The 13,011-nt window shown below is 45.5% G+C and carries 13 protein-coding genes; 10 read left to right on the top strand and 3 right to left on the bottom strand.

The annotated features are described in order from the left end of the window. The first annotated feature begins 183 nt into the window (after positions 1-183). A complete protein-coding gene (locus F6K46_RS20900; RefSeq protein WP_293057437.1) occupies positions 184-666 on the top strand; it encodes a hypothetical protein in 483 nt (160 codons plus the stop codon). A 110-nt stretch (positions 667-776) separates the two neighbouring features. Here the strand turns inward: F6K46_RS20900 and F6K46_RS20895 are convergent, their stop codons facing one another. Continuing rightward, complete coding sequence (locus F6K46_RS20895) at positions 777-1,226, bottom strand: YlqD family protein (RefSeq protein ID WP_070391459.1); 450 nt, start codon at positions 1,224-1,226, stop codon at positions 777-779. A gap of 371 nt (positions 1,227-1,597) precedes the next feature. Here F6K46_RS20895 and F6K46_RS20890 point away from each other — a divergent pair, with 371 nt between their 5' ends. After that, positions 1,598-1,738, top strand: a complete 141-nt coding sequence (locus F6K46_RS20890) for a hypothetical protein (RefSeq protein WP_293057434.1) — start codon at positions 1,598-1,600, stop codon at positions 1,736-1,738. 337 nt (positions 1,739-2,075) lie between these two features. Here F6K46_RS20890 and F6K46_RS20885 read toward each other — a convergent pair whose 3' ends face one another. Next, on the bottom strand, positions 2,076-4,055 hold the full coding sequence (locus tag F6K46_RS20885; RefSeq protein WP_293057431.1) for an AMP-binding protein: 1,980 nt from the start codon (positions 4,053-4,055) through the stop codon (positions 2,076-2,078). Between the two features lie 73 nt (positions 4,056-4,128). On the opposite strand from F6K46_RS20885, the gene F6K46_RS20880 reads away from it, so the two are divergent. From F6K46_RS20880 to F6K46_RS20845, 8 genes are all read left to right on the top strand, one after another. Then, positions 4,129-4,368, top strand: a complete 240-nt coding sequence (locus F6K46_RS20880) for a hypothetical protein (protein ID WP_293057428.1) — start codon at positions 4,129-4,131, stop codon at positions 4,366-4,368. A 357-nt stretch (positions 4,369-4,725) separates the two neighbouring features. Next, entirely contained in the window at positions 4,726-5,694 is a 969-nt protein-coding gene (gene arsM / locus F6K46_RS20875) for an arsenosugar biosynthesis arsenite methyltransferase ArsM (RefSeq protein WP_293057425.1), read from the top strand. Between the two features lie 400 nt (positions 5,695-6,094). Further along, positions 6,095-7,090: an arsenosugar biosynthesis radical SAM (seleno)protein ArsS gene (arsS, locus tag F6K46_RS20870; RefSeq protein WP_293057422.1), complete on the top strand. Its 996-nt coding sequence runs from the start codon at positions 6,095-6,097 to the stop codon at positions 7,088-7,090. An 80-nt stretch (positions 7,091-7,170) separates the two neighbouring features. Next, a complete protein-coding gene (locus tag F6K46_RS20865; RefSeq protein ID WP_293057419.1) occupies positions 7,171-7,476 on the top strand; it encodes a metalloregulator ArsR/SmtB family transcription factor in 306 nt (101 codons plus the stop codon). Between the two features lie 305 nt (positions 7,477-7,781). Then, positions 7,782-8,636, top strand: a complete 855-nt coding sequence (locus F6K46_RS20860) for a phosphate ABC transporter substrate-binding protein (RefSeq protein WP_293057416.1) — start codon at positions 7,782-7,784, stop codon at positions 8,634-8,636. Continuing rightward, positions 8,599-9,471 carry a phosphate ABC transporter permease subunit PstC gene (pstC, locus tag F6K46_RS20855; RefSeq protein WP_293117301.1) on the top strand — a complete coding sequence of 291 codons (873 nt, stop codon included), beginning with the start codon at positions 8,599-8,601 and terminating at the stop codon, positions 9,469-9,471. Before F6K46_RS20860 ends, pstC begins: the two co-directional genes overlap by 38 nt. Before the next feature lie 142 nt (positions 9,472-9,613). Then, complete coding sequence (gene pstA, locus F6K46_RS20850) at positions 9,614-10,531, top strand: phosphate ABC transporter permease PstA (protein ID WP_293057410.1); 918 nt, start codon at positions 9,614-9,616, stop codon at positions 10,529-10,531. Positions 10,532-10,657: 126 nt separating this feature from the next. Further along, positions 10,658-11,503 carry a phosphate ABC transporter ATP-binding protein gene (locus F6K46_RS20845; RefSeq protein ID WP_293057407.1) on the top strand — a complete coding sequence of 282 codons (846 nt, stop codon included), beginning with the start codon at positions 10,658-10,660 and terminating at the stop codon, positions 11,501-11,503. 192 nt (positions 11,504-11,695) lie between these two features. Here F6K46_RS20845 and F6K46_RS20840 read toward each other — a convergent pair whose 3' ends face one another. Continuing rightward, the gene (locus F6K46_RS20840) at positions 11,696-12,859 is read right to left on the bottom strand and encodes a mechanosensitive ion channel domain-containing protein (protein ID WP_293057404.1); all 1,164 of its coding nucleotides are present in this window, start codon (positions 12,857-12,859) and stop codon (positions 11,696-11,698) included. Positions 12,860-13,011: the final 152 nt, after the last annotated feature.

Here is a 13,011-nt window from a genome sequence, read left to right as displayed (position 1 = left end):
AAGCTGACCGCTGACGGCTGATAGCTGAACGCTTACGCCATCAGTAATTAAATGGGCTTGGATTGAGGGGATAATGTGTTTTGTTGAGTGTTAAGTATTGAGTGTTGAGTTTTAACCCTTGACGGTTGACTGTCAACAGCCGACAAGTTAGGTTGAATCCTATTGAATCAAACTTGGTATGAGATGCTTAACAAAAAACTTTCCTTGACCGTGCTTACAGGTATTATCCTAATCCTGAGTGCTTGCAATCTGATTAGCAAACCCCCTGAACCCAAACCAACTGAGTCTCCTGCTAATGTCGGGACCAAGCGAGAAGACTACAAAGCCATTGACCTAGCCAATAAGGCAACACCTGATCAACTGATTGGTGCCGATCCAAAAGCGATCGCATTATCTACCTTTGGTCAAAACCAATCACTGTTGATTGAAGGAAACTTTGATCAACAGGTCAAGGTAGATTATCCTAAACCTGATCAAGCGGTAGTCACCATCACTCAAACGGGTTTACCGGATGACTCTGTACGTGGCATCCGGTATCGTATTGAGTTATCCCCCAACAAATCAGCCCAAACTGGCAAACAGTGGCAGATCATGTGGGCTGGTCAACAGTTTACCTGTCGAGAGGGACGGGGTCATCAGGATTGGTCAACGGAATTTTGCCAATAATGGCTGGGTCAATGGCAAAGGGGTGAAAGACAATACACAGTTTTTTAAACACGGATAGACAGATAGTTGCTGATCTGTCTATCCGTGTCTATTCATGTCTTGTGTTTCGGTTAAATATCACCGCGAATTTCTTCGATAACCCCATCCCGCAGCAGAATTTCCACGTTCATCTTTTTGACTAGGTTATCTCCCTCTTCCACCCTGAAGAAGCTTTCTAGCTGACCTTGACTAACTTCCTGGTCGAGTTCGAGGGTTTGGACTTGTTGTAGTTGCTGAAGTTGCTGGTTTTTCTGGTCTAGCAGTTCACTTTTCTTTTGATTGACCTGCATTTGAATACTTTCAATTTGTTGCGATACCTGAGGACCAGGAGGATCCATGCTCTGCTTTTTAATCTCAGCGATCGCTTTTTGTCCCTGGATATCAATCTGTTGCAGTTGCCCGTCGATTTGGTTGATTTGATTTTGTAGTTGTTGCTGAACCTCTTCCTTCCATCGAGGGGTAACGATGGCTTTGATATTAATTGGCCGTTTCAAGAGTAAGTTCTTATTAGAGTCGTCCATATGCGTTCCACTATGTAAGTTTGAGGGATTGAGAGTTTGACTGGTGATATTGCTCAATAATTCTTAAAAAGAAGATTGAGGTTCAGTCTCAAGGTTCGAGGCCCCCACCTCATAACCTTCTAACGTTTTAACAGAAACTCGCGGAATTCCCCACCTTCTTTGACGGTGGGTATGGATAGCCAGACTACGGAGGCGCGCTTTCCGTTTGAAGAATTAAATTACGGGGTCGCGCCTCAACTTACGACGATTCGTGATATAATCAACCTGGTCGTTGACCCGCCTGACTGACTAAAAGGCTACCTTATCAAAGGTGTACAAAGTACTAGCTCCAGCTCAGGGTCAGAAGTTACCGCAAGAATAAGGCAGCCTTTATGGTTGGTCGGCTATGGGTAAAAGAGGTGCGACCCGTGGCGAATTTAATTCGCCTAGCGATGCAGCGCGGTCTTGGGGGTTCCCCCCATGAGCGACTGCATCAAGACAAGGAAAGCGCACCTTTGGTTAAAACTTTATGATTAAGGCTGCCTTATTCTAAGGTTTCGTCTCCGGGAAGAGACTTGCCCCGGCTGGTTAGCCATAGAGCTGTAATTCCATGGTAAGTCTGTCGTAAAAGTTATACGTCCTTAGAAGGCGGATGTCTGCCGGTGGACGCCTCGTCAAGGAGCAATTCCAGCAGGCGCGCGCCTCCAAGGCCGGGTTCCCCGGCCTTGGGTCGCGCCTCTGGTTGAGGCGTCGGGGACGCGCGCGGGAAACCCGTTCGCTTAGGGTCGGCTGTGGCCATAGGCCATGGGATTGCTCGCATTCTCAGCGAACGGGCCCCCCGTGACCAAAGGTCAAGCAGGTTGGGGTACTTCACGCAAACATCCCGTCAATGATAGCGCGATAGCGTTCTCTGACTACAGGTCGTCGGATTTTAAAGGTTTGAGTCATCATGCCATTTTCCTGGGAAAACGGCTCTAGAATCAGCCTAAAGGTGCTAATGCGGTCATCTGGCCGATAACCTGGGCGATTTTTGACTTCTCGGTTTAATTCAGTCCGGTATAACGTCTGAACCTCTTTAGTATTTAAATCAACATCTGGAGCAAATACGTCAAGGGGAAGATTTTGAGCCGCTGCCCACCCTTGCAAGGCATCTAAATTTGGTACTATTAAAGCACCCAATGCCTTTTGGTCTTGACCCACCAGCATAATCTGGTCAATGTAAGCACTGCGCAGACAAGCATCTTCTATCGGTTGTGGTTCGATATTTTCCCCATTGGTGAGAACTATAGTATCTTTGGCTCTGCCAGTTAGGACTAAATCATTCTGGGGGGTAACCCAACCTAAATCCCCTGTATTAAACCACCGGTCTGGATCAATTGCCTTAGCGGTAGCTTCTGGTTTGTGATAATATTCCTGCATCACCTGTGGTCCTTTTACCATCACCAACCCTCGTTGACCTTGGGGTAAAGGCTGATGAGTCTCAGGGTCAACAATCCGGATTTGAGTGTCCGGTAAAGGTGGTCCAGCACTAAAACGCAGGTTACGATACGAACGCCTAGCATTAGTAACGGGAGATGTTTCGGTTAAGCCATAGCCGACTAGGACTTCGACACCAATAATCTCAAAGAAGTTATCCAAGTGCCTCGCTAAGGAACCCCCACCACTAATGACTTGCTTGATTTCTCCCCCAGTGGCTTCCCGGACTTTTTGATAAACTAGTTTATTGGCTAATTGATGAACCGGCCATAAATAGGAAGCTTGCACTGTGGCCAATAGTTTTTGGATTGGTGAAGGATTTAAATTATCTAAGGTCAACCCCTGAGCAAGCCGCCGTGCATCAATGTAGCGTTGACTGATCCCTAGCAGGTTTTGGACTAATTTCTGCTTACCTTCCGGTTGCTCACGAAACTGCTTTTGCACTCCCTCATAGATCGATTCCCACAGTCGGGGTACTCCGACCATAAAGTTAGGTTTGAAGGTTTTAAGGTCTTTTTTGACATGGCGCAGGTTGGTGTAAATCTGGGTGGAACCCTGAGATAATAGAAAATACTCCGCTGAGCGTTCGTAGGCGTGCCAGGTAGGCAGGATAGAAAGAACGCGAGCGCCTTTTTCGATTTCTATTACTGTACCAAGGCTGTTGACCTGATGCAGGAGATTACCATGGCTCAGCATCACCCCTTTGGGTTTACCTGTGGTACCAGAGGTATACAGCAGAGTTGCCAAGGTTTCCCGGTTGTGGTTAGCTTTGGTAAGAGACCGAGATGCCCCGGCTTCCATGAGTTGAGTATAGTTAACAATTTGTCGGGATGATCCGGTCGATAGTGGTTGTTCTTCAGAAAGGAGAATCACTAATTCAATCGGTAGCCCATCCAAGCGATCGCCTAATTTTTCCAAAGTTTTGAGGTTTTCTACCACCAGAGCAGTGCTACCGCTATCTTGGAGAATATAAAGTAATTCCTCCCGTTCTGCTTGACCTGAGCGCACCACATTTACTGCTCCTGCACTCATGATACCCTGATCGGCAACTAGCCATCGAGGAGAGTTATCAGCAAATAACGCAATTCGGGTAGGAATACCCTTCTCATCGAGTGTTGGCTGGAAGCCTAGGGATTGTAATCCAGCCGCAAATTTTTCGATTTGCTCCTGCAACTGGGTATAGGTTAGGGTCGAGGGTGGAGCACCATGAGCTCCCACAGCGTGAGGGTCTTGCAGAGCAATGATTGACCCAAAGCGTTGGGCAGCAAGGGGCCAGATTTCTGGTATCGACTGTAGTGAAGAGTAATCAGCAACACGCTTGAGGTAAACTCTCTCTTGTTGTCTGAGGCGTTCTGCATACTGGTTTTTCAACATTCATCAACTCCCTGATTCCTTAGGTAGCTCTTTCTACCATACTCTTATGCTCAGAGGTGATTGGCAGTGTTGAGTGGACACTATAGTTTCTGTCTTAGATGAAGTCTGGTTAATCACTCGTAGAATAATCCACACTCACCAGAGTTACCAAAGTCCAATCTACTACTATAACTTGTCCCCACACCCCACACCCTACCCCCTACCCCCCATTGAATACCCCAGCATCCCATGCCCTAAGCATGAGCGATCGCGTGGTAATCTCAGTAAAAATTCATGGTGTACTACTCGAAAAATTCATCTGGCATCAGTTTAATAGCATCTAAGGGTGAGGCAAGGTATTCTACCGTTGCTTGCCTGAAGACAAATTCGAACAAAAGCCTGCAACCGCCGTTAATTCCAAATCCCATATTGTAGCTTCCCTGTAGCCTAAACCAATAATAAATAGCGGCTAGACATAGGCGAAGCCTTCTCGAAGATGACACAGTCCGCGCTTCGCTGACTATGATGATCAAAATAATCAACGGGGTTTTGAACCGGGATTTGGTATCATACGATACATGAATTTTGTAGCATTAAAGCTCAACTGAGGAACTATACTGGTTCAGAATTAGTTTTCAATTTCCACCCTACTATCAATAGCATTACCATCTTTGCCAAGTAAAGGATTCTGATGACCTATCTCGAAACAACTGCTGAATTTTATTCTGAAGTCGCCCAAACACCCCAAGTTGGTTTGTGTTGTGTCCAAAGTAGCCCCTTACAACTACCAGGACTGAAAATTCCTCCACTGATGGCGGAGATGAATTATGGCTGCGGTACTACGGTACATCCCACGGAACTCAGCAATCAGCCAACTGTCCTCTATGTCGGTGTTGGTGGTGGCTTGGAGGCGTTACAGTTTGCTTATTTTTCCCAACGTCCAGGGGGTGTGATTGCTGTTGAGCCAGTGGAGGCCATGCGGGAGGCGGCTACCCGTAACCTGAAAATTGCTGCTCAAGACAATGCCTGGTTTGACCAGAGTTTTGTGGAAATTCGGGAAGGGGATGCCTTTGCCCTACCGATGCCAGATGATTCTGTAGATGTGGTTGCTCAGAATTGCCTATTCAACATTTTTGAACCGGCTGACCTGATGAAGGCACTCAAAGAAGCCTATCGAGTGTTAAAACCAGGTGGACGACTGTTAATGAGTGACCCCATTGCAACTCGTCCGATTCCACCCCATCTACAGGAAGATGAGCGGCTACGAGCTATGTGTCTGTCTGGTGCGCTCACTTATCAATCCTATGTTCAGCACCTGGTCAGGTCAGGTTTTGGTCAAGTAGAAATTCGAGCAAAGCGTCCCTATCGGCTTCTGGATTGCCAAAACTACAACCTAGAAGAACCCCTGCTGCTGGAAAGTCTGGATTCTGTTTCTTTCAAAGTTGTGATCCCAGAAGATGGACCATGCATTTTTACTGGCAAGACAGCAATTTACATGGGCGCGGAAGAATTTTTTGATGACAATGCGGGACACATCCTCTCCCGTGGTGTGCCAGCTGCTGTTTGTGATAAAACAGCCGCGAAATTAGGAAAGGTGAATCCAGAAGAAATCTTAATCACCGATTCAACTTGGCACTATGTTGGTGGTGGTTGTTGTTAAAGGTGAAGGATTAAGTATGAAGTATGAAGTATGAAGTATGAAGTATGAAGTATGAAGTATGAATGCTGTTCATCTTTGGTTTCTTTAGTAGAGTAGGCTTAAAAATAAAAACCATGGATTTGTTGATCAACCAATCCATGGTCTAATTAAAGATTAGTAAATGACAAATCCTACTTTAGAAGTAATACTTCAGAGGATATCTGAAAAGTTTTTTGATACTGAATTTTGCCCCCCTAGCCCCCCAACTTTGGGGGGAACAAGAGTCAATTTGCTTCTAAAAGTCCCCCAAAATTGGGGGACCAACGGGGGCTTGGATGTAGCAAATGAGACTTCTCAGACAACCTCTCAGAAGTCATCCTTCAAAATTAATACTTCTAGCAATTACAAGTCAATAAAACTTATGATTAAAACAGACGTTTCAGCTGTTACACCGTTCCGTAATAAACTGCAAGCTCCCTTAAGTAAACACCCAATCACGGTTTTACAAATTAATCTGGGGAAGCGTTGTAATCTAGCTTGTACTCACTGCCATGTGGAAGCTGGTCCTAAACGAACTGAAGAACTTTCTCCAGAAATTTGTGACCAGCTTATTACGCTGATTCATCAGTTTCCTCAAATTAAGACGGTTGACTTGACTGGTGGTGCGCCAGAGATGAATTATGGCTTTAAGCCATTAGTTGAAGCAGCATACAAAACCGGAAAGGAGGTGATTGTTCGGTCAAATTTGACCATTTATTTTGAACCGGGATATGAGGATATACCTGACTATTTCGCTAAGCACCAATTACGAGTAGTGGCTTCTTTGCCTTGTTATTTGGAAGATAATGTAGATAAAATGCGCGGCAAAGGGGTTTACGATGATTCGATTCGGGCGATTCAATGGCTGAATCGATTGGGCTATGGGAGAAACCCCAAATTAATTCTTGATTTGGTCTACAATCCCTCCTTGCCACTGAATGAAAAGTTTTCTCTCACTCCTAATCAGGTTAAGTTGGAGAAGGATTATAAAGTGTTCCTAAAAGAACAGTTTAATCTTGACTTTAACCAGCTATTTACAATTACCAATATCCCCGTTGGTAGAACAAAGTTTCATTTACAACGCACCAAGCTATATGCTCCCTATATGGTGTTTCTAGAAAATAGTTTCAATGGCAGTACGGTGGAGCATTTGATGTGTCGCAATGAATTGTCTATTGACTATCTGGGTAATGTCTACGATTGCGATTTTAATCAGATGGAAAATGTAGCAGCAACGTCTGGCACTGGAGAAAGGTTGACAGTTAGTAAACTTCTGGAAGCAGGAAGTTTAGACATAATTGAGGAAATTCGTACCGCTTCCTATTGCTATGGCTGTACAGCCGGGTCTGGTTCCAGTTGTGGTGGTGCTTTAATTTGATCCAATCAGAGTTTTTTTTGATTATAATATGAATGGATTTTCATATTAATGATAATTCAACTGCTGACAAGTGCTGAATTATGAACTCAAAACGTCCATCATCTCAAGCCTTCTGTGTCCGTAAGCTGAAAGTTTTAGCGGACAACACTCGTCTAACTGTTATGGAAATCCTGATGGAAGGACCAAAACATGTTGGAGAGCTCAAGGCTGTGTTGGGAATAGAGCAAAGCCTGCTATCCCATCATCTCAGAGTTTTGCGGGATGAGGGATTTGTTAGGGCGACGCGAGATGGTAAGGCGGTGCTTTATCAGTGTTCGCTAACCATTCGGCAAGGAAATGGTAATAGAGCAATTGATTTGGGATGTTGTTGCCTATGTTTTGATTAACAAAGTGCTGAGTAAGTGCTCAGTTTTTGGCGTTGCTGAATTAAGGAATGAATGCGCGATCACCTGGTTTTGTTAAAGCCCCCTAAATCCCCCAAATTTGGGGGACTTTGATAGTTTTGTTCCCCCCAGAATTGGGGGGCTAGGGGGGCGAAATCATACCCAAAATCAGCAACGCCTAGTTTTTAGTTGTCAGTTATATCAAGTCTGGCGGATTTGAAATTATTGAGCAATCCAGCAATTATAACTGAGCAATTATAACTGAGCACTATCACTAGTTTCTAGATCAGATGACTGACTGATGATTGATGAAAAATTTAACAACACTGGCATCAATGTCTATGGGTTTAGTAGCTTGCTTTTGGCTACAATCCTGTGCCCAATCTCCGGAAGTAGCTACCCAATCAACAGATCAGTTGCAGGGTAAGTTGGTTTTAACCGGTTCTAGTACAGTAGCCCCCCTGGCGTCGGAAATTGGCAAGCGTTTTGAATCAGAAAATCCTGGTGTACGGGTGGATGTGCAGACAGGAGGCTCGTCTCGCGGTATTGCAGATGCTCGCCAAGGAGTCGCTGATATTGGGATGGTGTCTCGTGACCTCAAGCAGAGCGAGAAAGATCTGCAAGGGTTTGCGATCGCTCGTGATGGGATTGGCATTATCGTCCATAAAACTAATCCGGTGCAATCCCTGAGTAATGAACAGATTGTGGATATCTATCAGGGCAAAATTGATAACTGGCAAGATGTGGGAGGCAAGAAGGCACCAATTACAGTAGTGAACAAAGCCGAGGGGCGCTCTACCTTGGAGTTATTTCTGAAATACTTCCAGCTGAAAAATAGCGAGATTAAGGCAGATGTGGTGATTGGGGATAATGAGCAGGGGATTAAGACCGTGGCGGGTAATCCTAATGGGATTGGTTATGTCTCCATTGGCACAGCAGAATATAGCAGCAAACAGGATGTTCCGATTAAGTTACTGCCCGTTGCTGGAATAGCGGCAACCACAGAAAATGTTCAAAACGGCACATTCCCCCTATCTCGTTCCCTGACGTTAGTAACCAAAACTATTCCGGTTGGGTTAGATAAAGCATTTATTGAATTTTCGCGATCGCAAAAGGTACAAGACATTGTTAAAGAGCAAAACTTTGTCCCCCTCTCGGAGTGATACTATCCTAATCTTGACCCTACAAGGCTGTGCTGTGGTGGCTGGTGCTATCGTGGTGCTGATTGTTGTGTTCCTAATTACGGAAGCCCTGCCAGTATTGGGAGAAGTAGGATTACTCCCCTTTTTTACCGATCCATCCTGGCATCCTGCCGAGACTCTGTACAACGTCACCCCGATGCTTTGGGGTACCCTATTCGTCACGGCTGGCGCGATGCTAGTAGCCACACCCCTGGGAATTCTATCTGCAGTCTTTTGTCAGTATTACGCGCCTTCATCCATTGCTGGACTCTATCGACGGCTAATTGAATTGTTGGCAGGGATGCCCTCAGTTGTTTACGGCTTCTGGGGTTTGGTGGAGCTAGTTCCCCTAATTGGACGCTTTCAGCCACCGGGAGCCAGTCTCCTAGCTGGAATTGCGATTCTGACCCTGATGATTTTGCCAACTATTGCTCTGACCGCAGACGCTAGCTTTGCGAAAGTCCCCCCAGAATACCTACAGGGAGCAGCAGCCCTGGGACTATCCCGCTGGGCAACAGTCAGAGGTGTTGTGTTTCCGGCTGCTAAGTCGGGGCTGTTTACTGGCTTGATTTTAGGAACAGGACGGGCGATTGGAGAAACCATGGCCGTGCTGATGGTGTGTGGCAATGTGGTGCAAACTCCCAAAAGCCTATTTGAGCCGATGCGAACTCTTACTGCCAATATCGCCTTGGAAATGGCTTACGCTATGGGCAATCACCGCTCAGCACTTTTTGTCAGTGGCTTGCTGCTGATGGCAATAATTTTGGTACTGGTAGCACTTGCAGAAATGATCAGCAAGGGAGGAATTTATGAGTAAGAACTTATATCAAGTCTGGTTGAATACCCATAATTAAGGAGAGGGTGGGGAGGGTGGGAGGTGTGGGGAGATGGGGAGATGGGGAGATAGGGAGATAGGGAGATAGGGAGATTTTTATTAAGGGTAATTATCCTGACATGATATGAAAACGAAGCCACAACCGACAACCGACAACCTGCAACCTGCAACCGACAACCGACAACCGACAACCGACAACCTCCAAGTTTCAACAGTGATGATTTGGGCGATCGCACTGTTTGTAACTGCTGTATTCCTCTGGATTTTGAGTGATATCGTCTGGCACGGTGTCGGGCAAATTAACTGGGAATTCCTGACTACTGCACCAAAGAATGCTGGACGGGAAGGAGGGATTGCTCCAATTCTGGTTTCCACTCTCCTAATTTTAGGTGTATGTATGACCGTTTCTGTTCCGATTGGAGTAGGGACAGCAATACTGCTAGCTGAGTTCACAGATACTAAGAGTATTTTCGGGCGTCTGGTTCGTCGTAGCTTAGATGTGCTGGCAGGAGTACCCTCGATTGTCTTTGGACTATTTGGCAATGCTTTTTTCTGCAAAACCCTAGGGCTAGGCTTTTCAATTTTGTCTGGGGGGTTGACATTAGCCTGTATGGTGTTGCCAATCCTAATTCGATCAACAGAGGAAGGGTTTCGCGCCGTTAGTGATGATTATCGGCTTTCTGCCACTGCCCTTGGTTTATCCCGCACTACCACTCTCTGGAATTTGCTGTTACCAGCGGCAGCACCGGGACTAGTGGTGGGATTAGTGTTAGGGATAGGGCGAGCGATCGCTGAGACCGCAGCACTGATCTTTACTAGTGGTTATGTGGATCGGATGCCAGAGTCTTTGCTGGATTCTGGGCGATCGCTGTCGATTCATATTTTTGATTTGTCGATGAATGTAACAGGGGGAAATGCTAATGCTTATGCCTCAGCTTTAGTGTTGCTGATGTTGTTGTTGCTGATTAATAGTACAGCAGCATGGATCACTGACTATTGGTTGCATCGGAGAGTGGAGTCTGTTTGTAAGCATTCAGCTTAAGCGCTACGCGCACGCTACGCGAACAGCAATCAGCAATCAGCTTTTGAATAAAATAAGCTGATTGCTGATTGCTGACGGCTTACCTAATTACTAATTAAAAATTCACATTAACAATTTCCAAAAACAATGGTTAACCCTTTACAAACAAGAGAGCGATTACCGGTAAGCCAGTCTATAAGCGACCCATTGATTCAGACCGAGCGGCTATGTTTACATTATGGAACAAAACCGGCTTTTGCTGATGTATCGTTGCCAATTTATAAAGGTTCGATTACCGCACTAGTGGGACCGTCTGGTTGTGGAAAGACTAGTTTTTTAAGTTGCCTAAATCGCTTGACAGATTTGATTCCTAATGCTAAAGTTACCGGTAGGATTCGCATTGGTTCCCTAGATGTGCTGAGTCCTAGGATGGATGCGATCGCAAAGCGTGGTGCTATGGAGCTAATTGCACTTCGCCGTCGTGTTGGAATGATTTTCCAAAAGCCGAGTCCCTTCCCCTTCTCAATCTGGAAGAATCTGGCCTTTCCGTTGCGGGAACATGGTGTTAAAAACCGGGATAACATTGCTCAGCTCATAGAAACCGCACTCCGGGATGTTGGTTTGTGGGATGAAGTAAAAGACCGACTACACACTTCGGCTCTTGCTCTGTCTGGTGGTCAAAAGCAGCGCCTGTGCATTGCCCGTGCCTTGGTATTGCAACCGGAAGTACTGCTGTTAGATGAACCCTGTAGTGCCCTCGATCCCATATCCAGCGGTGTGGTCGAAGATTTGATAGCTAGGCTGCGGGGACGCTACACCCTGGTGATTGTTACCCACAACCTAGCTCAAGCTAGACGAATTGCTGACTATACTGCCGTCTTCTGGGTCAAGGAAGCAGTGGGACGATTGATTGAATACGGCTGTGTCGAGCAGATTTTTGAATCACCTCAACAAGCCTTGACAGCTGCCTATGTGAATGGAATTAGAGGATAAAGCTGTGCTCTTCCCTGCTCCGAATTCCCGTAAGCATTCAGCCGTCAGTGGTCAGCCGTCAGTGGTCAGCCGTGAGCTTTTAGCTCACGCTACTTGAGGTGCCGTCAGCTTATTTTATTCAAAAGCACCTCAAGTAGCACCTCAAGTAGCGCTAATCGCTGTTCGCTGATAGCTGATAGCTGATTGCTTACCCTAATTCATACTGGTGTCAGGCAACCAGTTAAGTTCCTTTCTCAGAGAAACATGGAGTTGATTAATCTCCTCGTTTTCCAGGATTTCTAATACAGCTAGATTCAAGTTGCTCTGGACATCATAGTAGAGCTTGGGCTCAATCACAAATACCCTAATTTTAATCACACGAGCATTCTGTTCAAGGCGGGAAAATACAACTACCATTTTCTGCTTGTTCACGGCATCGATAGTCGGAATTTTTTCTTTAATAGCCTGACAAATTCGCCTAGTTTGCTTGGCCGAAATCCCATCAATTTTCAGATTTAAATTTATGCCCCACTGAACTGTCTCGCCAGTCTTATCTGACCAATTTGCAAAAATTCCAGAAATCATTTTAGAATTGGGAAGTTTTTTGGTATAACCCCACTCAGTAATAAGAAGCCTTGTACTTCTCAGACCAATATTGAGTATCTTTACCCTACCACTTACTCCGTCCAATACTATCACGTCACCGGGTTTATAGAGACCATCAGCGTAGATAACCACTGTACAAAACCAATCATAAACAATGTCTTTTAATAACAAACCTAAGGCGACACCTGCGCCACCGAGTAGACCGATCAGTGCACCGGCAGATGACCCCAACAAAATTTCACTGGCTTTAATAGCGGCAATCACGATTGCTGCGATCTGAAAAAGCTTTGGGAAGTAGGGAACTAACAAATCGTCTAGTTCAGTGTCAGTGTTTGCCGCTAATCCGGCTAGAAGCTCCCCCAGTAGTGGAGCAGCACGGTAAAGAATATAAGTGGCAATGAACAGAATGCTCATAAACAGAATCTCGGGGATTTTCTGATTCTGTTCAGGAGTAAGATGGGTGGCCACAACTAGATGTACTAGCCATAGTCCAGCGATCCAAATTAGCCAGCCTAATGGTGCCCTAAGAATCCTAATTAACTCATCGTCTAGGGTGGTTTCTGTACCGCTAGTTATCAGCTCGAGTCTGTGAATGATTATTGAAGTGAACAAGCCTCGCAATATATGGGTGAAGAGGAGGATGAGCACCACAATAACTATCGTGGTAACAGGAATGTTGGGGAGCTGGAAGTCGGACTCAAAGATCTTTTCTTTGATTAGGTTGATTCTATTGTTGAATGTACTCTTAAGGTTTTCCATGGTTTCAACCAAAATACAGTAACATAGATCGACCTGTGCCTAGCTAAATGGCAAGTCGATGGCAAATCGATTGGCAAAACGATTTTACTATAAGTTGCGAATTTAGGGAATCATGCTAGGTATGGAAAAAACATGATTGACACCAATTGCCCGTTTGGGCAGCA

It is taken from the genome of Moorena sp. SIO3E8 (genome assembly GCF_010692445.1).
Lineage (GTDB): Bacteria > Cyanobacteriota > Cyanobacteriia > Cyanobacteriales > Coleofasciculaceae > Moorena > Moorena bouillonii.
The sequence above is the reverse complement of the archived record's forward strand: the minus strand, read 5'-3'. Positions and strand labels throughout refer to the sequence as shown.

Coding starts and splice junctions, on each gene's coding strand:
- F6K46_RS20900 (WP_293057437.1), top strand. CDS start 184: ATGCTTAACAAAAAACTTTCCTTGACCGTGCTTACAGGTATTATCCTA.
- F6K46_RS20895 (WP_070391459.1), bottom strand. CDS start 1,226: ATGGACGACTCTAATAAGAACTTACTCTTGAAACGGCCAATTAATATC.
- F6K46_RS20890 (WP_293057434.1), top strand. CDS start 1,598: ATGGTTGGTCGGCTATGGGTAAAAGAGGTGCGACCCGTGGCGAATTTA.
- F6K46_RS20885 (WP_293057431.1), bottom strand. CDS start 4,055: ATGTTGAAAAACCAGTATGCAGAACGCCTCAGACAACAAGAGAGAGTT.
- arsM (WP_293057425.1), top strand. CDS start 4,726: ATGACCTATCTCGAAACAACTGCTGAATTTTATTCTGAAGTCGCCCAA.
- arsS (WP_293057422.1), top strand. CDS start 6,095: ATGATTAAAACAGACGTTTCAGCTGTTACACCGTTCCGTAATAAACTG.
- F6K46_RS20865 (WP_293057419.1), top strand. CDS start 7,171: ATGAACTCAAAACGTCCATCATCTCAAGCCTTCTGTGTCCGTAAGCTG.
- F6K46_RS20860 (WP_293057416.1), top strand. CDS start 7,782: ATGAAAAATTTAACAACACTGGCATCAATGTCTATGGGTTTAGTAGCT.
- pstA (WP_293057410.1), top strand. CDS start 9,614: ATGAAAACGAAGCCACAACCGACAACCGACAACCTGCAACCTGCAACC.
- F6K46_RS20845 (WP_293057407.1), top strand. CDS start 10,658: ATGGTTAACCCTTTACAAACAAGAGAGCGATTACCGGTAAGCCAGTCT.